This window comes from Micromonospora sp. NPDC005171 (genome assembly GCF_040608575.1).
Lineage (GTDB): Bacteria > Actinomycetota > Actinomycetes > Mycobacteriales > Micromonosporaceae > Micromonospora.
Genome location: NZ_JBEXIM010000012.1, coordinates 136,599 through 155,697, shown reverse-complemented (window position 1 = coordinate 155,697; position 19,099 = coordinate 136,599). Strand labels below are relative to the sequence as shown.

The 19,099-nt window shown below is 69.6% G+C and carries 19 protein-coding genes and 2 pseudogenes; 14 read left to right on the top strand and 7 right to left on the bottom strand.

Going from position 1 to position 19,099, the window contains the following annotated elements:
- Nucleotides 1–53 precede the first annotated feature (53 nt).
- The gene (locus ABZU74_RS17750) at nt 54–1,490 is read right to left on the bottom strand and encodes a TldD/PmbA family protein (protein ID WP_355424561.1); all 1,437 of its coding nucleotides are present in this window, start codon (nt 1,488–1,490) and stop codon (nt 54–56) included.
- A gap of 32 nt (nt 1,491–1,522) precedes the next feature.
- Nucleotides 1,523–2,071 (bottom strand): Uma2 family endonuclease, encoded by a 549-nt coding sequence (locus ABZU74_RS17745; protein WP_355424558.1) that lies wholly within the window; start codon nt 2,069–2,071, stop codon nt 1,523–1,525.
- 274 nt (nt 2,072–2,345) lie between these two features.
- Between ABZU74_RS17745 and ABZU74_RS17740 the strand changes: the two genes are divergently transcribed.
- From ABZU74_RS17740 to pip, 9 genes are all read left to right on the top strand, one after another.
- The gene (locus ABZU74_RS17740; protein WP_355424658.1) at nt 2,346–3,401 is read left to right on the top strand and encodes an ABC transporter ATP-binding protein; all 1,056 of its coding nucleotides are present in this window, start codon (nt 2,346–2,348) and stop codon (nt 3,399–3,401) included.
- Nucleotides 3,398–4,459, top strand: a complete 1,062-nt coding sequence (locus tag ABZU74_RS17735; protein WP_355424555.1) for a dipeptide ABC transporter ATP-binding protein — start codon at nt 3,398–3,400, stop codon at nt 4,457–4,459. Before ABZU74_RS17740 ends, ABZU74_RS17735 begins: the two co-directional genes overlap by 4 nt.
- Nucleotides 4,456–5,463 carry an ABC transporter permease gene (locus tag ABZU74_RS17730; RefSeq protein WP_355424552.1) on the top strand — a complete coding sequence of 336 codons (1,008 nt, stop codon included), beginning with the start codon at nt 4,456–4,458 and terminating at the stop codon, nt 5,461–5,463. Before ABZU74_RS17735 ends, ABZU74_RS17730 begins: the two co-directional genes overlap by 4 nt.
- Before the next feature lie 11 nt (nt 5,464–5,474).
- Nucleotides 5,475–6,461, top strand: a complete 987-nt coding sequence (locus ABZU74_RS17725; RefSeq protein WP_355424549.1) for an ABC transporter permease — start codon at nt 5,475–5,477, stop codon at nt 6,459–6,461.
- A 146-nt stretch (nt 6,462–6,607) separates the two neighbouring features.
- Entirely contained in the window at nt 6,608–8,350 is a 1,743-nt protein-coding gene (locus ABZU74_RS17720) for an ABC transporter substrate-binding protein (protein WP_355424546.1), read from the top strand.
- Nucleotides 8,351–8,587: 237 nt separating this feature from the next.
- Nucleotides 8,588–8,905: a metalloregulator ArsR/SmtB family transcription factor gene (locus tag ABZU74_RS17715; RefSeq protein WP_112619359.1), complete on the top strand. Its 318-nt coding sequence runs from the start codon at nt 8,588–8,590 to the stop codon at nt 8,903–8,905.
- On the top strand, nt 8,902–9,426 hold the full coding sequence (locus ABZU74_RS17710; RefSeq protein ID WP_355424543.1) for an SRPBCC domain-containing protein: 525 nt from the start codon (nt 8,902–8,904) through the stop codon (nt 9,424–9,426). Before ABZU74_RS17715 ends, ABZU74_RS17710 begins: the two co-directional genes overlap by 4 nt.
- A complete protein-coding gene (locus ABZU74_RS17705; RefSeq protein ID WP_355424540.1) occupies nt 9,426–9,806 on the top strand; it encodes a VOC family protein in 381 nt (126 codons plus the stop codon). The genes ABZU74_RS17710 and ABZU74_RS17705 overlap by 1 nt, the downstream gene beginning before the upstream one ends.
- A gap of 273 nt (nt 9,807–10,079) precedes the next feature.
- Nucleotides 10,080–11,036, top strand: coding sequence for a prolyl aminopeptidase (gene pip / locus ABZU74_RS17700; RefSeq protein ID WP_355424537.1), 957 nt, complete (start codon nt 10,080–10,082; stop codon nt 11,034–11,036).
- Nucleotides 11,037–11,042: 6 nt separating this feature from the next.
- Here the strand turns inward: pip and ABZU74_RS17695 are convergent.
- Nucleotides 11,043–11,260 (bottom strand): annotated as a pseudogene (locus tag ABZU74_RS17695) (hypothetical protein); the annotation flags it as partial.
- 140 nt (nt 11,261–11,400) lie between these two features.
- Between ABZU74_RS17695 and ABZU74_RS17690 the strand changes: the two are divergent.
- The gene (locus tag ABZU74_RS17690) at nt 11,401–12,219 is read left to right on the top strand and encodes a hypothetical protein (protein WP_355424534.1); all 819 of its coding nucleotides are present in this window, start codon (nt 11,401–11,403) and stop codon (nt 12,217–12,219) included.
- A gap of 107 nt (nt 12,220–12,326) precedes the next feature.
- Here ABZU74_RS17690 and ABZU74_RS17685 read toward each other — a convergent pair.
- Nucleotides 12,327–12,773 (bottom strand): annotated as a pseudogene (locus ABZU74_RS17685) (MerR family transcriptional regulator); the annotation flags it as partial.
- A 53-nt stretch (nt 12,774–12,826) separates the two neighbouring features.
- Nucleotides 12,827–13,729 carry an NADP-dependent oxidoreductase gene (locus ABZU74_RS17680; protein ID WP_355424531.1) on the bottom strand — a complete coding sequence of 301 codons (903 nt, stop codon included), beginning with the start codon at nt 13,727–13,729 and terminating at the stop codon, nt 12,827–12,829.
- Nucleotides 13,730–13,834: 105 nt separating this feature from the next.
- Between ABZU74_RS17680 and ABZU74_RS17675 the strand changes: the two genes are divergently transcribed.
- A complete protein-coding gene (locus tag ABZU74_RS17675) occupies nt 13,835–14,233 on the top strand; it encodes a helix-turn-helix domain-containing protein (RefSeq protein WP_355424528.1) in 399 nt (132 codons plus the stop codon).
- Between the two features lie 88 nt (nt 14,234–14,321).
- Here the strand turns inward: ABZU74_RS17675 and ABZU74_RS17670 are convergent, their stop codons facing one another.
- Both ABZU74_RS17670 and ABZU74_RS17665 read right to left on the bottom strand, forming a co-directional pair.
- The gene (locus ABZU74_RS17670; RefSeq protein WP_355424655.1) at nt 14,322–14,534 is read right to left on the bottom strand and encodes a DUF1737 domain-containing protein; all 213 of its coding nucleotides are present in this window, start codon (nt 14,532–14,534) and stop codon (nt 14,322–14,324) included.
- Between the two features lie 166 nt (nt 14,535–14,700).
- Entirely contained in the window at nt 14,701–16,845 is a 2,145-nt protein-coding gene (locus ABZU74_RS17665) for a prolyl oligopeptidase family serine peptidase (protein WP_355424525.1), read from the bottom strand.
- An 87-nt stretch (nt 16,846–16,932) separates the two neighbouring features.
- Here ABZU74_RS17665 and mshB point away from each other — a divergent pair, with 87 nt between their 5' ends.
- The 3 genes from mshB to ABZU74_RS17650 all read left to right on the top strand — a co-directional run bounded on the left by mshB (nt 16,933) and on the right by ABZU74_RS17650 (nt 18,910).
- Nucleotides 16,933–17,859 carry an N-acetyl-1-D-myo-inositol-2-amino-2-deoxy-alpha-D-glucopyranoside deacetylase gene (mshB, locus tag ABZU74_RS17660; protein WP_355424522.1) on the top strand — a complete coding sequence of 309 codons (927 nt, stop codon included), beginning with the start codon at nt 16,933–16,935 and terminating at the stop codon, nt 17,857–17,859.
- Between the two features lie 17 nt (nt 17,860–17,876).
- Complete coding sequence (locus ABZU74_RS17655; RefSeq protein WP_355424519.1) at nt 17,877–18,329, top strand: hypothetical protein; 453 nt, start codon at nt 17,877–17,879, stop codon at nt 18,327–18,329.
- Nucleotides 18,330–18,445: 116 nt separating this feature from the next.
- The gene (locus ABZU74_RS17650) at nt 18,446–18,910 is read left to right on the top strand and encodes a hypothetical protein (RefSeq protein ID WP_355424517.1); all 465 of its coding nucleotides are present in this window, start codon (nt 18,446–18,448) and stop codon (nt 18,908–18,910) included.
- Nucleotides 18,911–19,099 lie beyond the last annotated feature (189 nt).

The following is a 19,099-nucleotide window of genomic DNA, read 5'->3' as shown; positions in this document are numbered from 1 at the left end:
GCCACCTTTCGTTCGCGACTGCGGGGCTCGCAAGAACGGCTCACTCCTCGCGCTCACGCTGAAACCCCCACCCGGACGTTGCGGAAACGGGCCGGCGCGGCCGGGTGGCCGGTGTGCCCGATCTGGCCGGGCTGGCCCTTGCCGCAGTTGGGCGTCCCCCAGGAGACCGTCTCGCCGGAGAGCATGTCCATCGAGCGCCAGAAGAGTGGGCCGATCCCGGTGTACGTGGGGTTGCGCAGCATCCGCCCCCGCCGCCCCTTCTTGATTTCCCAGCCGATCTCGCAGCCGAACTGGAAGTTGAGTCGCTTGTCGTCGATCGACCAGGACCGGTTGAGGTCCATCAACACCCCGTCGTCGGTGGCCGCGATGATTTCCTCCAGGGTGTGCGGGCCGGGTTCCAGGCCGACGTTCGTCATCCGCACCATCGGCAACCGGGCCCACCCGTCGGCCCGTACGCTGCCGCCGTAGTCGAGGCTGGCCATCGCTGCGGAATCCCGGCCGGCGAGCACACCCACCCAGCGGCCGTCCCGGACCGCGTCCCGCTTGACCGCCGGGGAGCCCTCGTCGTCGAAGCCGAAGCTGCCCAGCGCGCCCGGGATGGTCGGGTCGATGGTGATGTTCATCAGCTCCGAGCCGTAGCGCAGCGAACCGAGCTGGGCCAGGTCCAGCCAGGACGTGCCGGCGAACGCCGCCTCCCACCCGAGGATCCGGTCCAGCTCGATGGCGTGCCCGACCGACTCGTGGATCTGCAGGGCCAACTGCTCGCCGCCGAGGATCAGATCCGTCTCGCCGGCCGGGCAGAGCGGCGCGGTGAGCAGCGCCCGGGACTCCTCGGCGATCTGCGCGGCGTGCGCGGCCAGGTCCAGCGACTCGACCAACTCCCAGCCGGTGGTGCCGTACTGCCCGCGGTAGCTCGGCCAGGACCGGCGCTGCGTCTCGCCGTCGCCGATGGAGGTGGCCGAGATGCCGCCGCCGCACTCGCGGATCCGCTGGTCGATGCGGTGGCCCTCGCTGGAGACGAACCACTTCGCGGTGTCCCAGATCTGGTACAGGCCCTCGGCCAGATCCGCGCCGTGCTCGGCCATCGTGCGGGTCGCGTCGACAAGCAGATCGCCCTTGTCCGACAGGGGCACCCCGAGCGGGTCGATCTGGCAGCCGGAGGCCCAGCTCGCGGTGACCGCCTCGACCGGCACCAGGTCGACCGGAGGGCCCGGCACCCGCGCGCTCGCCATGGCGGTCCGGGTCGCGCGCCGGCCGGCGTCGCGGGCGGCGGCGTCCGACAGATCGGGTACGGCGTGGAAACCCCAGCTCGCCCCGACCAACGCCCGGACGCCCAGCCCGATGCTCTCGTCCTGGGTCAGCTCCTCCACGTCGCCGTTGCGCGCGGTCATCGACTCGTAACGGCGGTGCATCACCCGCGCGTCGGCGTACCGCGCCCCCGCGTCGAGAGCGGCCTGGACGGCGGCGCTGGCCGCGTCGAACTCGGTCATGGACCGACCCTAGGCCAACCGACCGACACCCGTCAGGGAAGCAATTCCTCCGGCCGGAGGGTGGCCTTCACCGGCTCGGTGAGCACGAGCAGGTCGCCCGGCCTGGTCACGGACTGCTCGATGTAGTGGCCGCCCTGCCGCCGGTAAAGGTGCAACGTGCCATTCGCCTGCTCCACCAGCAGGTACCACTCGATCCCGGCCGAGGCGTAGTAGTGCATCTTGAGCACCTTGTCGGTGGACGCGTTGCTCGGCGAGATGATCTCGCAGACCAGCCGCACATCACCCGCCTCGACATTGAGTTCGTCGAAGTCGATCGGGCCGGTGATCACCAGATCGGGGATCGGGATCCGGCCGGGCCTGAGTCGGACGTTCACCGCTTCCAGCACGTGCAGACCGGCCTCACGAGCCGGAGCCCGTAGGGCCGCGCGCAGTTCGCCGGAGATGTTCTGGTGTCGGGGGGTGGGCGCTGGGGTCACGTGGAGGCTCCCGTCGAAGAGTTCGACGCGTTGCTGCGTCTCGCCGAGGGCGAGGTACTCCTCTTCGGTCCACGGGCCTTCGTGGTTGAACACCGCCGCGGTCATCGTCACCTCCACCTCGTGCCATTGGCATCCTCTGCCGTCACCCTTCCCATGGTCGCACCCGACGTGCGATCAGGAGATGAATGGGCGTGGATGGCGAGGTGAGGGGTGTTCAGGCCGATGCCGACTCGTTACGCTCGGGCCCGCTGACACGTGCCGACTTTGTAGCTTATTTTCACCCTCGGGACATTGCTGTAAGTTCTCTTCGTCACTGAGGGAGGTGGCCGTGGACAGCTCGGAACCCTCGCCGTCCGGGGACCCGGACGACCGCCCCGCCGTGCCGGCACAGCGCTCCGACCAGGACGCCTACCTGCGGGTACGTGACCTGCGGGTCCGGTTCGACACCGAGGACGGCGTGGTGCGCGCGGTCGACGGGGTGTCGTTCGCCGTGGAGCGGGGCCGCACCCTCGGCATCGTCGGTGAGTCCGGCTCCGGCAAGAGCGTCACCTCGCTGGCGATTCTCGGCCTGCACGACCCGAAACGGACCACCATCACCGGGGAGATCTCCGTGGGTGGCCGGCAGGTGGTCGGCCTCGGCGACGAGGAGGTACGCCGGCTACGCGGCCGGGACATGGCGATGATCTTCCAGGATCCACTGTCGGCGCTGCACCCGTACTACACGGTGGGCCGGCAGATCGCCGAGGCGTACCGGGTGCATCACCCGAAGGCCAGCCGACGCGAGGCCCGCCAGCGGGCGGTCGACATGTTGGACCGGGTCGGCATCCCGCAGCCGGCGCGCCGCTTCGACCAGTATCCGCACGAGTTCTCCGGCGGCATGCGCCAGCGGGCGATGATCGCGATGTCCCTGGTCAACGACCCGGCGCTGCTGATCGCCGACGAGCCGACCACCGCGCTGGACGTCACCGTGCAGGCGCAGATCCTGGACCTGCTCGCCGACCTCCAGGCCGAGTTCCACTCCGCGATCATCCTGATCACCCACGACCTCGGGGTGGTCGGCCAGGTCGCCGACGACGTGCTGGTCATGTACGGCGGGCGTGCCGTCGAGCGGGGCAGCGTCGAACAGGTGCTCCGGGCGCCGCAGCACCCGTACACCTGGGGGTTGCTCTCCAGCGTGCCGTCGCTGCACGGCGACGCGGACGCGGACCTGGTGCCCATCCCCGGCAACCCGCCCAGCCTGATCAACCTGCCGCCGGGCTGCGCGTTCCACCCACGCTGCCGGTACGCGGACCGCGCCGGCAGCCGCTCCCGCACCAAGGTCCCCGAACTGCGCGCGGCCGGGGCCGATGGTCACCTGGTCGCCTGCCACCTCAGCGCCGAGGAGCGAGTCACGTTCTACGCCGAGGACATCGCATCCGTGGGGGTGGCCCGATGACCGATGAGCCACTGCTGCGGGTACGCGGCCTGAGCAAGCACTTCCCGGTACGCCAGGGGCTGCGCGCCACCGGTCTGGTGCGGGCGGTGGACGGGCTCGACTTCGACGTGCGCCCGGGCGAGACGCTCGGCCTGGTGGGGGAGTCGGGCTGCGGCAAGACCACCACCGGCCGGATGCTGGTGCGGCTGTTGGAACCGACCAGCGGCAGCATCGAGTTCGACGGGCGGGACATCACGCACGCCGGTCGCCGGGAGTTGCGCCCGCTGCGCCAGGACCTTCAGATCATCTTCCAGGACCCGTACGCCTCGCTGAACCCTCGGCACACTGTGGGCCGGATCGTGGCGATGCCGCTGCAGGTCAACGGGATCAAGCCGCCGGGCGGGATCAAGGCCCGGGTGCAGGAGTTGCTGGAGCTGGTCGGGCTGAACCCGGAGCACTACAACAGGTACCCGCACGAGTTCTCCGGTGGTCAGCGTCAGCGCATCGGCATCGCCCGCGCGCTGGCCCTGCGGCCCAAGCTGATCGTCGCCGACGAGCCGGTGAGCGCGCTGGACGTCTCGATCCAGGCGCAGGTCGTCAACCTGCTGCGTGACCTGCAACGTGAGCTTGGCCTGGCGTTCGTGTTCATCGCGCACGACCTGGCCGTGGTCCGGCACTTCTGCCAGCGGGTAGCGGTCATGTACCTGGGACGGATCGTGGAGATCGGCGACCGGGCGGACATCTACGAGCGCCCGCAGCACCCATACACCAGGGCGTTGCTCTCGGCGATCCCGGACGTCACCCAGCTCGGTCCGGCGGGTCGGATCCGACTGACCGGTGACGTTCCCACCCCGCTGGACCCGCCGTCGGGCTGCCGGTTCCGTACCCGCTGCTGGAAGGCGCAGGACATCTGCGCCACCGAGGAGCCCGCGCTGGTTCCGCGCGACGGTGGTCGGCAGGCCACCGCGTGTCACTTCCCGGAGCCGGCGGGTGCCAACCTGGTGGCGGACGTCGCCGTGATCGGCGCCGAGCCGGCGGGTCGCGGGGTCGAAGCGAACGTCGAGGAGGTGCCGTCGTGAGCCTTTCCCCGGTGGAGGGTTTGGCGCTGGCCGAGATCGAGTCCAGTACGGACCCGGACGGGCCCGCCGCGAAGGGCGTCGTCGGCCGCTCGCCCGGTCAGCTCGCCTGGCTGCGGCTGCGCCGCGATCGGACGGCGATGGTCAGCGGCGTACTCCTGGTGTTCTTCCTGCTGTTGGGGTTGGCTGCCCCGCTGATCGAGATGTTCTACGGGATCGGCCCGCGGGAGCAGTTCCAGAACATGCTGGACGGCTTCGGCATGCCGCTGGGTTACGCCGGTGGGGTCAGCGGGGAGCACTGGTTCGGTCTGGAGCCGGGGCTGGGCCGGGACATCTTCATCCGGCTGATCTACGGGCTGCGGACCTCGCTGTTCATCGCGTTCGCGGCGGCCCTGATCACCGCGACGATCGGGGTCGTGCTGGGCGCGCTCGCCGGCTACCTCGGCGGCTGGCTCGACGTGGTGATCAACTGGATCACCGACCTGACCCTGGCCATGCCCTTCCTGATCATCGCGCTGGCGCTCACGCCCACCGTCACGCTGCGCTTCTACGGTGAGCGGGGACAGGTGTCGTCCGCGTTCGGGGTGGGGGTGCTGATCGCCGTCTTCGCCATCTTCGGCTGGACCAGTACGGCCCGGCTGGTCCGCGGGCAGGTGATCGCGCTGCGTGAGCGGGAGTTCGTGGAGGCGGCCCGGGCCAGCGGGGCCGGGCTGGGGCACATGCTGTTCCGGCAGTTGCTGCCGAACATCTGGGCGCCGATCCTGGTGTCGTTCTCCCTGGCGGTGCCGCAGTTCATCACCAGCGAGGCGGCGCTGTCGTTCATCGGCGTCGGCCTCAGCGACGAGACGCCGAGCTTCGGCCGAATGATCTACCGCAGTCTGGACTTCCTCCAGACCGACCCGGCGTACGTGTTCTTCCCGGGCATCACGATCTTCGCGCTGGTGTTCGCCTTCAACCTCTTCGGCGACGCGTTGCGGGACGCGCTCGACCCGAAGTCGTCCCGGTAGGGGTCAAAATCATGGCGCGATTTCTGCTCAAGCGACTCTTCTCCGCCACGCTGACCCTCTTCGCGGTGAGCGTGTTGACGTTCCTGATGTTCTTCGCCCTGCCGCGCGACCCGGTCAGCAGCATCTGCTCGAAGAACTGCAACCCGGAGCGGCTGGAGCGGGTCCGCGACGACCTGGGTCTGAACGACCCGCTGATCAGCCAGTACGCCGGTTACATGAAGGGCATCGTGACCGGACGCGACCTGGGCAGCGCCCAGGGCGGCCGGTGCGACGCGCCCTGCCTGGGCTGGTCGTACGTCACCAACGAGGCAGTCTCGGACACCATCGCCCGGGTGCTGCCGGTGACGCTGAGCATCGTGATCCCGGCGGCCATCCTCTGGTTGCTGCTCGGCGTGGGTCTCGGCATGGTCTCCGCGCTGCGGCGGGGCACCTGGCTGGACCGGCTGGCGATCGGCTTCTCGCTGACCGGCGCGTCGTTGCAGCTGTACTTCGTGGGCGCGGTGCTGCTGCTGGTCTTCGTCTACAACCTGCGGTGGCTGCCGGTGCCGAGCTACACGTCCCTCTTCGACAATCCGGCGAAGTGGGCCAGTGGGCTGGCGCTCGCCTGGGTGGCGCTGGCCTTCCTCTTCTCGGCGATCTACGCCCGGTTGTCCCGGGCGCAGATGTTGGAGACGCTGTCGGAGGACTTCGTCCGGACCGCGCGGGCCAAGGGCCTGGCCAAACCCACAGTGTACGGGCGACACGCGCTGCGCGCGGCGATCACTCCGGTGGTGACGATCGCCGGCCTGGACGTGGGCGGGGCGCTGGGCGGGACGGTCATCACCGAGACGACGTTCGGCATTCAGGGGCTGGGGCGTACCGCTGTGGACGCGGTGCGGTCGGGTGATCTGCCCACGATCATGGCCACCGTGCTGATCGCGGCCGTCTTCGTGGTGCTGGCGAACGTGCTGGTGGACCTGCTCTACGCGGCCATCGACCCGCGGGTGCGGTTGCGCTGACCGGGCCGATGTCCAGCGGGTGGCTGGTGGCGAAAGTTATCGACAACTGTTACACAACTCGTAGGTTTTCTTCCTTACGATCCTCGGGACGTCGGCGGTTCTCGCCCCGACGAAACCGCACGGCACATGGGTGAAGGGGGTACTTCATGAGACCACGCGTGGTGGCTGCCGCAGGCGGCGCGATCGCTCTGGTGGTGGCACTGGGTGCGTGCTCGAAGAACACGGGCGAGGGCACCACCGTGAACACCGAGCGGCAGCAGACCGGGGTCATCGCGACCGACCCCAAGGACTCGCAGGGCCCGGCCGCCGAGGTGAGTGGGGCACAGAAGGGCGGCACCTTCACCGTCATCCGGGAGTCGCCGATCTCCCACCTCGACCCGCAGCGGACGTACTCGTTCGCCGGTCTGATGGCCAACCCCCTGTGGTCGCGCTACCTGACCACTTGGAAGGACGACGGCAAGGGCGGCCTGGTCCTCGTCGGTGATCTGGCCGAGACGCCGGGCAAGAACGTCAACAACGACTGCAAGGTCTGGGAATTCACGATCAAGGACGGGGTGAAGTTCGAGGACGGCCGACCGATCACGTCCAAGGAGATCGCGTACGGCATCGCCCGCTCCTTCGACCCGGACCTCTCCGGTGGCCCGACCTACATCCAGGAGTGGCTGGCGGACACCCCGCAGTTCGACACCAAGTGGGACTTCAAGAAGAACAAGACGTCGCTGCCGCCCGGCCTCAGCACGCCGGACGCGAAGACGCTGCGCTTCGAGTTCGCCAAGCCCCGCTGTGACCTGCCGTTCGCGGTCTCGCTGCCGACCACCGCGCCGCTGCCCGCCGACAAGGACACTGGCGTCGACCTCGACAAGCAGCCGTTCTCGTCCGGGCCGTACAAGATCGCCAAGAACCAGGTCGGCGTGTCGATCACCCTGGACCGCAACCCCAACTGGGACCCGAAGACCGACGCCGTCCGGCACCAGTACCCGGACCAGTTCGTGTGGACCTTCGGACCGACCGCGGACGCCGCCAACAACCGGGTGATCGCCGACAACGGCGCCGACCAGAGCGCCCTCGCCTTCAACACCGTGCCCGCCTCGCTGGTCGCCAAGGTCGCCGGGGATGCCGCGCTCAAGTCCCGGACGATCCTCTCCCCGACCCCGAGCGCCAACCAGCTCGTCATCAACAACCAGCGGGTCACCGACCTGAAGGTCCGGCAGGCGCTCAACTACGCCATCGACCGCGAGGGCATGATCAAGGCGCTCGGCGGCCAAACCGTCGCCGCGCCGCTGACCACGCTGATGCCGCCGGCCACCATCGGCTACAAGGCGTACGAGGCGTACCCGGCCGGCCCCAACGGCAACGTCGACAAGGCCAAGGAGCTGCTCGGCGGCAAGACGCCGGAGCTGGTCCTTGGTGTCGCCGACAACTCCACCGAGCAGCAGCAGGGCGCGCAGCTCAAGGCCAACCTGGAGCGCGCCGGCTTCAAGATCACGCTGCGGAACATCTCGGACGACGCGAAACTCGACGAGATCAAGAAGAAGGACAACCCCTGGGACCTGTACATCGGTAACTGGGCGGCGGACTGGCCGAGCGGGGCCTCGATCCTGCCGGTGCTCTACGACGGTCGCACCATCAAGGCCGAGGGCAACAGCAACCAGTCCTACTTCAACGACCCGGCGATCAACGCCGAGATGGACCGCATCCTCGCGCTGGCCCCGGCCGAGCAGGGCCCGGAGTGGGCCAAGCTCGACGAGCGGATCATGAAGGAGCACGCGCCGGTGGTGCCGTTCTACGTCGACGTGGCCTACAACGTGCACGGTTCCAAGGCGGGCGGGATCTTCATCTCCAGCGTCTTCGGCTACCCGTCGTTCGTGAACGCGCACGTCAAGCCGTAAGGCACACCGCAAGCCAGCAGGGTCCCCTCCCGACAACGCCGTCGGGAGGGGACCCTGCTGTTTCTGCCGGTCGGCTGCAATCTGCAGCACGGCGTGGAGTGAACACAGGCCAGAACTCGCACTCGACTGGCCCAGTCCGCGCCGACGGCGATCGTCGTTTCTGAACCTCCCCGACACGACAACTCACAGGTTGAATGTAACCTTGCGGGTACGTACCCGAACGGTTACATTGGCGCCATGGACGCCGTGCTGCACGCGTTGGCAGACGAGAGCCGGCGCACGGTTCTCGATATTCTCCGCGACCACCCGGCGAGTGCAGGAGAGCTGGCCGAGGCTCTCCCGATCGCCCGCCCGGGGGTGTCCCGGCATCTCCGCGTGCTGCGGGAAGCCGGGCTGGTCGACGTACGCCAGGACGCGCAGCGCCGGATCTACACACTCCGCCCGGAGGCGCTCGTCGAGGTCGACGAGTGGCTGGGAGAGTACCGCCGGCTCTGGGAGAACCGGCTCGACGCTCTTCATACCGAGATCGCACGAGGAAAGAAGGCGCGACGATGACCACGATCGCGACGATGCGAACGATCGACGAGAGCCGCGGAGCGGTCCGGGTCGAGAACCTTTACGACACGGACATCGGCGACCTCTGGCAGGCGTGTACGACGCCCGAGCGGCTGGCCCGCTGGATCGCCCGGGTCGATGGCGACCTGCGGGTCGGCAGCACGATCCAGGCCGTCTTCACGAGCAGCTGGACCGGTTCGGCGCGCATCGAGGTGTGCGATGCGCCCCACCACCTGCTGCTGACGACGAAGCCGGGTACCGACGACGAGGGGCAGATCGAGGCGTGGCTGACCGAGGAGGGCTCCAAGACCCGGCTGGTGGTCGAGGAGCGTGGCCTGCCGACAGGGCATCTCCCGTTCCACGCCTCTGGTTGGTGGGTCCACCTCGAGGATCTCGGTCGGTCGCTGGAGGTCGACGGCCCGGTCCATCCAGAGGGCTGGAGCTCCGATGTCCGAGCGCCCGGATGGGAGGAACGCTGGGAAGAGCTCACGCCGGCATACCAGAAGATGGAGATAGGTTGATGTCGGACCAGATCAGGCTCAGCCTGACGACTGTCAATGCACCCGACGCAATCGCGCTCGCGCGGTTCTACGCCGAGATCACCGGCGGGGTCGCGAAGGGTGACGAGTGCTGGGCCCTCGTAGAAGGGCCGAACGGTGACATCGGGTTCCAGCAGATCGACGACCACCGCCCACCCACCTGGCCGGATGGCGAGGTGGGGATGCAGATGCACCTCGAGTTCTTCGTCGACGACCTGGAGGCGACCGGAGCGCGTGTGCTGGCGGCCGGCGCTACCCGATTCGAGCATCAGCCCAACGCGGACCACTGCTTCGTGTACGCCGACCCGGCCGGGCATCCGTTCTGCCTGTCCCTGTGGGGGGCCCCGAGAGTCGGCGACTGACTCAGCTCGTTCGGGCATCTGTTGTTCAGGCACGACCAACGTGCCGGCGCCGGAACGGGCCGAGCGCCACTACCGGTACGACCCGACGCAGGCGTTGGCAACGTGGGGTCGGGCGGTGCTGTCGGCGTACCCAATGGCTTTTGGTCGCCCGACGGGCCTGGAGGTGATGTCGGTTGATCGGTTGGCGCGGGAGGGTCATGGCCGCCTGCCAATCGATGACGAGACCGCGCGGTATGGAGAGGACGTATCCACGATGAAATTCCACGGGGTTGAATGATGGACTGGTATCCGCTGATCGAGCCGTACGACTCCGGGATGCTCAGCGTCGGCCACGGTAATGAGCTCTACTGGGAACTGTGCGGGAATCCCGACGGCAAACCCGCGGTGTTCCTGCACGGCGGTCCCGGCGGTGGCCTGCTCCCGGACAATCGGCGGTACTTTGACCCGTCCGGCTACCGGGTCGTGTTGTTCGACCAGCGAAACTGCGGTCGCAGCCGGCCCTTCGCGGGCGACCCGAAGACGTCACTGGAACACAACACCACCCCGCACCTGGTGGCGGACATCGAGCGGCTACGCGAGCACTTGGGGATCGAGCGTTGGCTCGTCTTCGGCGGCAGTTGGGGCAGCACCCTCGGCCTGGCCTACGCGCAGGCCCATCCCGAGCGGGTCACCGAACTCGTGCTCCGCGGCGTGTGGCTGATTCGCAGGTCAGACGAGGCATGGTCGTTCACCCCGGCGGGCGCGGCGCACCTTTTTCCCGCCGAATGGGCGGCATTTTGTGCTGCGATCCCCGTTGCGGAACAGGACGACCTTGTCGGCGCCTATGGCCGCCGCATTTCCGACCCCGACCCCGCGGTCCACGGCCCGGCGGCCCGCGCCTGGATGAGCTGGGAACTCTCGGCCAACACCCTGCTGCCGATGACGCCGCCCGGCATCGACGACACCAGCCTGTTGGCGTTCGCCCGCATCACACACCACTACATCAGCAACGGCGGCTTCCTCCCGCCGGAAGGTCTCCTGGCGGGCGTCGACCGCATTCGGCACATCCCGACGGTCATCGTGAACGGCCGTTACGACATCAAGACACCGCCGAACCAAGCCTGGGACCTGCATCGGGTCTGGCCTGAGGCGACGTTCCACATCGTGGAGGACGCCGGCCACAGCGGCTCCGAACCCGGCACCCGCAGCCTGCTCATCGAAGCCACCACCCAGTTCCTCGGGCCAATGTGATCTTGAGTCGACGTAATCGCCGAACCCGACCCATTCCCGGCCATCCGTCGGCCGGTCGGCTCCACCGGTAGCTGGATCGCGCCGTGGTACCGGGCTCCCCGGTAGTAGCCAGCGTGATCGGTCTGCTCCACCCAGGTCCCGGTGACCACGGCACCGTCCGCGGTGAGATCCATTGACAGCGACGATGCCGCCGAGCCGGGCAGACTGCGCACGGTCAGTCGGTCTACGTCAAGCCACAAGTCAGGCCGCATGGTGCACGTGGTGGCCGCGACCGCGCGCAGCAGGCTCAGCGACGACACGTCCCCGCCGGAAGTCATCGAGCGGGCACACTTGTGAGGGCACGACGGCGTCAGAGGGGGCTTGGATGCGCTGCGGCAAGTGGAAGGGCGCCGCTCTCGGCACGGTGGCGGTCTTGGCCGCGATGCTGTTCACCGGCTGCGAAGCGGACGGCCAAATCGAGCCGAAGCCGGTGGACGGGTCGATGAGGGAGGTGCTCAAGGAGTACCAGCCCCGCTTCGAGCAGCGGCGCGCGGCACTCACCGCGGCGGCAGCGAAGGTGTCCGAGAAGGGCGTTGGCAAGGCATCGTGTGCCCGGACGCTGGACCCGCGGCCGGAGTTCATCTGGTTCGAGCACACCAGCAAGGTCCTGGACAGCTACAACAGCCCGGACAAGGGCGGAAACGTCGACATCGTGGCGACGACCGAGGCCGGAGCGCCGGAGCAGATAGTGGACAATCCAGGGTCGACCCTCAACAGGTTTGCCGTGCCGCCGGGCTGGCTCGTCCGCGGCCTGTGGATTACCGGCCCGCAGGGACCACTCGGCACCAACGAATTCAAGGTGACCAGCCGGTACGGCGATGAGCCATACCTCGGGGTCGAGAAGGACCCGGTCCAGCGGCTCCGGAAAATCCTCGACGTCGGGCTGCACAAGCGCTACGTCCTGCTGTACCGCGTGACGACCTTCACCTTCCCCGACGCGGAGGGCCAGGACATTGTTCGGGCCGACGTGTTCCTCGCCGACCTGGAGAAGGGCGACCTGCCCTGCCAGTTGGTCGTGGACGGCTCTCGCTACGGCACGAGCGGTGGACCGGTGGGCTGGGTCTCGCTCACCCCGTACGAAGACATGCAGACCAGTTTTCAAATCCACATCAGCGACAAGCTGAGGTCCCTGACCCGCCCCTGACTCCCGACGTGGCTGACCAGGCCACCGCGACGCTGCTCGGCCTCGGGGCGCTGTGAGCGTGACTGTCCACCCCAGATGGTTAGGCCAACGGGCCGCGCCGTGAATCGCGGCGGCTCCCAGCCGGCGGAGACCTCGGTCCAGAACTCGTCGATCAGCCGGTCGCGTTCCTCGTCCGACATGCCAACCAGCTTGTGCATGAGCGTGACCTGCTCGGCTGTGGAGTCCTGCCGCAGAATGGCCGACAGCACCGCGCGACGGTTGCGCAGCCGTGCCTCCTGCCGTTCCAGCAGGGCCAGGTGGGTGGCGGCCAGCTCGCGCAGCGTCGCCTCGCCGGCCAGCACCCGCCGGATCTCGTCCAGGCCGGCATCGAGTTCCCGTAGCGTCCGGACCAGTTCCAGCCGGGCGATGGCCGACACGTCGTACAGGCGGTGGCCGGCCGGGGTGCTGGCGGCCGGCGTGACGATGCCGGCGTCCGCGTAGTACCGGACGGCACTGACGCTCAGGCCGGTACGCCGGGCGACATCTCCGATGGCGTACAGCTCGTCTCTGTCCACGACGCCCACTATGCGATCTCAAGCGGCTTGAGATACAAGCCTTTCGCTGCGGATCAGGGGACGATCACCACGCCGCCGCGTACGCCGCCTTGGGCCAGCCGCTCGTGGGCGCTCGCCGCGTCGGCGAAGGGATACACGTCGGCGACCCGGAGCGGGATGTCGCCGCTGGTGACGAGTTTGACCAGCTCGCCCAGGCGGGTTCCGTCGGGTAGCACCTCCAGCGCGACGGTCCGGATTCCGCGTACCGGCTCCGGGCGCAGCGGGGGTGACGCGGCCACGTAGCCGCCGCCGTCCCGAACGAGGTCCAGCAGCGAGGAGCCGATGACCGCCAGGTCGACGACTGCGTCGAACGTCCCCGTCGGATCGTCGTCGCGCGACAGGAACGCCGCGCCCAGCGACTCGACGAATTCGCGGTCGTCGGCCCCGGCGAGGCCGGTGGCGTGCAGACCGGTCGCCCGGGCCAGCGCCAGAACGAATCCGCCGACCTGCCCGGCGGCGCCGGTGACGAGCACTGTCGAACCCGCCGGGAGCGCGAGCAGGTCGAGTGCCTGGGCGGCGGCGAGGCCATTGGCCGGCAGTGTCGCCGCCTCGGTGGCGGGGACGCCGGCGGGCGCGGAGGTCAGCCAGGCGGCGTCGAGGACCACGTACTCGGCGTGGGCGCCGACAGTGGTTTGCAGCCATGGCGAGAAGCCGACGACCTCGTCGCCGAGCGTGAACTCGTCGACCGACGGGCCGACCGCGTCGACGCTGCCGGCAACGTCCCAGCCGGGCGTGTACGGCAGATTGGTCGGCAGCGGGGCCGGGAACCGACCGGAGCGGACCATCAGATCGACCGGATGGACAACCGACGCGGCGACCCGCACCCGCACCTGCCCCGGCCCGGGCTCGGGCACCGGCACCTCGGCCACGTGCAGGACCTCCGGCCCTCCGAACTCTGCATAGCTGACTGCGCGCATCGTCGTCTCCTTCGTGAGATTTCGTGATCACCACGACCGTACGAATCCTCGGCACTGTGAGAAAGTAGGTACCTTAGAGTGCCTAGGGCACCAGAGGAGGGGAAGATGCCGACATCGACCGCAGCGCAACGCCGTGAGCAGGCCAAACGCGACTACGACGCGTTCCTGGAACAGTGCCCGACCCGTGAGCTGCTGAGCAGGCTCACCGACAAGTGGGTCGCGCTGGTGATCCCGGCGCTCGTCGACGGCCCGCAGCGGCACGGCGAGCTCGCCCGCCGCATCGCCGGCGTCAGCCAGAAGATGCTCACCCAGACCCTGCGCACCCTGGAGCGCGACGGCCTGGTCACCCGCACGGTCACTGCCTCGATGCCGGTCCGCGTCGACTACGCGCTCACCCCGCTCGGCCATGAGCTGTTCCCGGTCATGATCGCGATCAAGAACTGGGCGGAGACATATATGGACCGCGTCTTCGAAGCCCGCACCCAGTTCGACGCCCGCCCCTAGGTGACCGCCCTGCTGACCGATGATCTGGTGGTGCTGCGGGCATGCCGGGTTCACCCGAGATGGTACGGAGGAAGTCGCCAGGGCATCTCTACATGGCACTTTCCCCGGGCGCCTGGGAGCGGACAGGGTGCGGCAGCACCAACGCCTGGGCGGCGATGACGCGTTCGCCGTCGAAGGTCAGCGCCGGCGACCCGTGCAGCTCATAGCCCTGGTCGAGAAGCGCGCTGACGCGGGCGCAGAATTCAGCATCATCGGGCCCGGTGATGAGGCGGTAGCCGAGCGGCTTCGTGAAATCCGACACCGCCGCATTGTCCCTGCTCGCCACTCGCCTCGCCTCGCCCAAGGTCACGCTCGATCCTGGATCGAGTGGCTATCTGACGCCGGGGATACCACTCGATCCAGGATCAAGCACGATCTTGGGAGTGGGAACCAACCCTGGTGTGCCGAACCCGCTCGTCGACTGCTGCTCACAGCAGGTGGGTGCGGAGGAAATCGAGCTCCAGGGGGAGCAGCCGCTCGGCGGTGCCGTTCGCGGCCATGTGGGTGGCCCCGGTCAACGGCAGCACGGCGTGGGGTCGGCCGGCGCTCAGCAGGGCCGCCGACAGCCGGAGCGTGTGCGCGGCCACCACGTTGTCGTCGGCCATCCCGTGCACCAGCAGCAACGGCCGGGCCTGGTCCGGGCCGGTGACCGGCTCGGCGGCCAACTCGACGAGCGAGTGGTGCGCGTAAATGTCCAGGCCGTCTTCCGGCAACCCCAGATAACGCTCGGTGTACGCGGTGTCGTACAGCGCCCAGTCGGTCACCGGTGCGCCCGCGATCCCGCACCGGAACAGCTCCGGGTGGCGCAGCACCGCCAACCCGGCCAGCCACCCGCCGAACGACCAACCGCGCACCCCCACCCGACCCAGGTCCAGATCCGGGTGCTTGCCGGCGAGCGCGGTCAGGGCGTCGATCTGGTCGGTCAGGATCACGTCGGCGACCCGTCGGTGGATCGCCTTCTCGAACGACGGCGCCACGCCCGGCGTACCCCGGTTGTCGATGGTGACCACCGCGAACCCGGCGTCGGCCCACCACTGCCGCTCCAACCACGCGGCTCGCGCCGCCACGACCTCCTGGTGCCCCGGGCCGCCGTAGATGTCCAGCAGCACCGGCAGCCGCCGACCCGTCACGTGGTTGTCCGGGTAGAGCACCGCCGCCGGCAGCCGCCGATCGGTCACCCGTTCCAGCAGTGGCAGCGGAGAGTAAGGCGGGGCGGCGGCGAACGAGCGCAGCTCGGCGATCTCCTGATCCCCGCGGCGCACCGTCCAGCGCACCCCGGCGTGATCAAGCGATGCGACGCCGACGGCCAGCACGTCCCCGCCCACCGCTGCGGTGTACCAGCCGGAGTCGGTGGTGAGCCGGCGCGCGTCCACCCCACCGCCGATGGTTGTGCGGACCCGGAACAGGTGCCGCTCGCTCGGCTCGCCGTCGCTCGCCTCCACCAGCAGGTCGGCCGGGCCGGCGACGGCCGGCAGCCGACCCACCACCCGCCGTACGTACAGCGACGGCGGGGTGAGCAGGGTGCCGTCCGCGAACAGGCACCGGGCGTCGTACCCGTCGTGGGCCAGCTCCCCACCGACCAGCACCCGGCCGTCCGGCAGGTGCGCGGGGGTGCCGGCGATCGGTTCGACCCAGCGCGGATCAGCCAGCTCGGCGTGCACCTGCGTCTCACCTGTGCGCGGGTCCACCGCCAGCACCAGCCCGTGCTGCTGTGAGCGGCGCAGCACGGTGATCAACGGGCTGCCCTCACCCCAGCTCACCCCGGTCAGGTACGGGTAGGTCTCCCGGTCCCAGTGCACGTCGACCCAGCCGTCGTCCAGGTCCAGCAGGTGCAGGCTGACCTCAGCGTTGGGCCCACCAGCCCGGGGGTACGCGACGGCGGTCGGCGGGCTCGCCGGCTCGGCCGGATCGTGCAGGTGCCACCGCTCCAGGCGGGACTCGTCGACCCGGGCGGCGAGCACCGAACGGCCGTCCGGCGCCCACCAGTACCCCCGGAACCGGCCGAACTCCTCCGCCGCGATGTGCTCGGCCAAGCCCCAGCTCACCCCGGCGTCCTCGCCGGCCAGCAGGGTGTCGGTGCCGTCGGGGTCGATCACCCGCAGCTCACCCCGGCGCACACCCTCGGCGGCGTCCGTCACGTACGCCAGCCGCTGCCCGCTCGGGTCCGGACGGGGGTCCAGCACCGGGCCGACGGCGGCCACCTCCACCACGTCGCCGTGCACCAGATCGGCCCGGAACAACCGCCCGGCCAGCGCGAACACCGCAACCCGGCCGGCCGCGTCCAACGCGTACGAGCCGATGCCGGCGGCGCTGAGCCGCAACCGCTCGCGCAACGCACGTTCACCGGCGGAGAGAGACCTGACGTCCCCGCCCTCGCCCAGCAGGGTCGCCGGGTCGGCGACCAGCCGCTCCTCGCCGGTGCCCACGTCCAGCAACCAGAGCGCGTCCGCCGGATCCTCGGGGCCGGCAGAGCGCAGGAAGATCACCCGGGAGCCGTCCTCAGCCACCGAGACAGCGCGTGGCGCGCCGTGGCTGAACCGGCGGGTGCGGGCGGCCAGCTCCGGAAAGTCCACACGCCAAATCGTAGAGCGGGAGCGGAGGTGATGTGGCCGACCTGGGCGGACGCGTCAGCGTCGGCCGGGGGAGAACTGCCAGTTAGAGTGACCGTCGTGACGATGCTGCCCGACCGCCGCCTGCTGCTGGTCCACGCGCACCCCGACGACGAGTCGATCGGCACCGGCTCGACGATGGCCCACTACGCCGCCGACGGAGCGCACGTCACGCTGGTGACCTGCACGCTCGGCGAGGAGGGCGAGATCCACGTGCCCGCGCTGGCGCAGCTCGCCGCCGCCGAGGCCGACCAGCTCGGCGGGTACCGGATCGCCGAACTGGCCGCCGCGTGCGCCGCGCTCGGCGTCAGCGACCACCGCTTCCTCGGCGGCGCCGGCCGCTACCGGGACTCCGGGATGATGGGGCTCGCGACCAACGAGCACCCCCGGGCCTTCTGGCAGGCCGACCTCGACGAGGCCGCCGGGCATCTCGTGGAGATCATGCGGGAGGTACGCCCGCAGGTGCTCGTCACGTACGACCCGAACGGCTTCTACGGCCACCCCGACCACATCCAGGCGCACCGGGTTGCCATGCGCGCCGTCGAGCTGGCAGCCGTCGAGGGCTGCGCCCCGCTCAAGGTCTACTGGACGGCCATGCCGCTCAGCGTCCTGGAGGCCGGCATGACGCACTTCGCCGAGTCCTCCGACAACCCGTTCGGCGGCATCGAGGACATCGCCGACCTGCCCTTCGGCACCCCGGACGCCCAGATCGCCGCCCGGATCGACGGCACCGACCAGCACCAGGCCAAGGAGGCCGCGATGCGGGCGCACGCCACGCAGATCCCGGCCAACTCCTGGCTCTACTCGATCGCCGGCAACTTCGGTGGCGAGTTCATGGGTGTGGAGTTCTTCACCCTCGCGGTCGGCGAGAAGGGGCCGGGCGCCGGGCCGTACGGCTGGGAGGACGACCTCTTCGCCGGCCTGCCCGCGGAGACCGCTCCGGATCGGTCCCCGGTCGCGGCAGCGGGTCTTCGGTGACAGTGCCGGTCGCACCGATGACGGTCGTGGAGGACCAGGAAGCCCCGCCCCCGGCGGGGCCGCCGCCGCGACTGCTGGACCTGGGCGTCCGGCTGGTCGGTGGGATCGTGGTGGTCCTCGCCGGAGTGCTGACCGGCGTGTTGGAGCTGCTGCTCGCCACGGTCCGCGTCGGCGGGCAACTGGTCGGCGTGTCGGTGCTCCTCGCCATCGGCGCCAACATCGTGCTGAGCTGGTTCGCGTACGAGGCGGTCGGCCGTCGCTGGGCGGTGGCGCTGCCGGCGGTGCCGTGGTTCGCGCTGATGGCGGTCGCCGCCGTCCGGACCAGCGAGGGTGACCTGTTGCTGGCCGGCGACAACTGGGTCGGGCTGGCCATGATCGTGGCCGGCGCGATGACCTTCGCGGTGATGGGCTTCCGGCAGATCCTCGCCCCGCAGCCGCCCATGCTCAAGCCGCCCATGCTCAACGGCTGATGTTCGGGCTGGTTTTGGGCTGCTGCCGGCTGATGACGTCTCCCAGGTAAGGGTGGTAGATATTCCTGCCAGGGATGTGAACCCCGCGACGGGGCGTACGGCAGGAGGGTCCGGCGATGGACAAGCGGTGGCGTGACATCGGGGTGCTCGTAGCGGCGCTGTTCGCGGTCAACGTGGTCGCCCGACTGATCACCCGGTTCGGCTTCGACGGTGACGACACCGCCGCCGACCGGGTGTCGCTGGCGATGTTCGCGGTGATCGGGCTGATCCTCGCCGTGGTCGCCTTCCGCTGGGGTCGTCGCCGGCCAGTGGCGGGCTGGGCCGCCGACATGGCCCTCGTGGTGCCGGTGGCGATGCTGCTGACCGTGCTGGTCGGGCCCCTGCTGGTCGGTCACAACCCGTTCAACGGCGGCGCGGCGACGTTCTTCGCCCAGATCTGGCTCTACCTGCTCGCCACCGGCGCGGGGTTGCTGATCGGCTACCTGGTGCTCACCGCGTTGGGCCGTGACTACCGCTCCCAGCAGCTCAAGCGGTACGCGGAGGTCAAGGCCGCCAAGCCCCGCCGCGTCGTCCGCCGCTGACCACCGTCCAGCCGGCCCACCCGACCACCCTCGGCCAGTCCGGCCGTCCAGCCGTACGTCGCGGCCGGCTGTGTGGCTGGGCGGGCTGTGTGGCCCGGCCGCCAAACGCCGCTTGATCGACTCGGCTTCCTTGATGTCGCGGTATCCGAGCGCCCGCAACACCGCGACTTCCTGAAAGCCGAGTCGATC

Bases quoted from the DNA above. Each gene is read 5' to 3' on its own strand.
- ABZU74_RS17715 (WP_112619359.1), top strand. From the start codon at position 8,588: ATGGACGCCGTGCTGCACGCGTTGGCAGACGAGAGCCGGCGCACGGTT.
- pip (WP_355424537.1), top strand. From the start codon at position 10,080: ATGATGGACTGGTATCCGCTGATCGAGCCGTACGACTCCGGGATGCTC.
- ABZU74_RS17720 (WP_355424546.1), top strand. From the start codon at position 6,608: ATGAGACCACGCGTGGTGGCTGCCGCAGGCGGCGCGATCGCTCTGGTG.
- ABZU74_RS17675 (WP_355424528.1), top strand. From the start codon at position 13,835: ATGCCGACATCGACCGCAGCGCAACGCCGTGAGCAGGCCAAACGCGAC.
- ABZU74_RS17710 (WP_355424543.1), top strand. From the start codon at position 8,902: ATGACCACGATCGCGACGATGCGAACGATCGACGAGAGCCGCGGAGCG.
- ABZU74_RS17705 (WP_355424540.1), top strand. From the start codon at position 9,426: ATGTCGGACCAGATCAGGCTCAGCCTGACGACTGTCAATGCACCCGAC.
- ABZU74_RS17690 (WP_355424534.1), top strand. From the start codon at position 11,401: ATGCGCTGCGGCAAGTGGAAGGGCGCCGCTCTCGGCACGGTGGCGGTC.
- ABZU74_RS17750 (WP_355424561.1), bottom strand. From the start codon at position 1,490: ATGACCGAGTTCGACGCGGCCAGCGCCGCCGTCCAGGCCGCTCTCGAC.
- ABZU74_RS17680 (WP_355424531.1), bottom strand. From the start codon at position 13,729: ATGCGCGCAGTCAGCTATGCAGAGTTCGGAGGGCCGGAGGTCCTGCAC.
- ABZU74_RS17655 (WP_355424519.1), top strand. From the start codon at position 17,877: ATGACGGTCGTGGAGGACCAGGAAGCCCCGCCCCCGGCGGGGCCGCCG.
- ABZU74_RS17735 (WP_355424555.1), top strand. From the start codon at position 3,398: ATGACCGATGAGCCACTGCTGCGGGTACGCGGCCTGAGCAAGCACTTC.
- ABZU74_RS17650 (WP_355424517.1), top strand. From the start codon at position 18,446: ATGGACAAGCGGTGGCGTGACATCGGGGTGCTCGTAGCGGCGCTGTTC.
- ABZU74_RS17725 (WP_355424549.1), top strand. From the start codon at position 5,475: ATGGCGCGATTTCTGCTCAAGCGACTCTTCTCCGCCACGCTGACCCTC.
- ABZU74_RS17745 (WP_355424558.1), bottom strand. From the start codon at position 2,071: ATGACCGCGGCGGTGTTCAACCACGAAGGCCCGTGGACCGAAGAGGAG.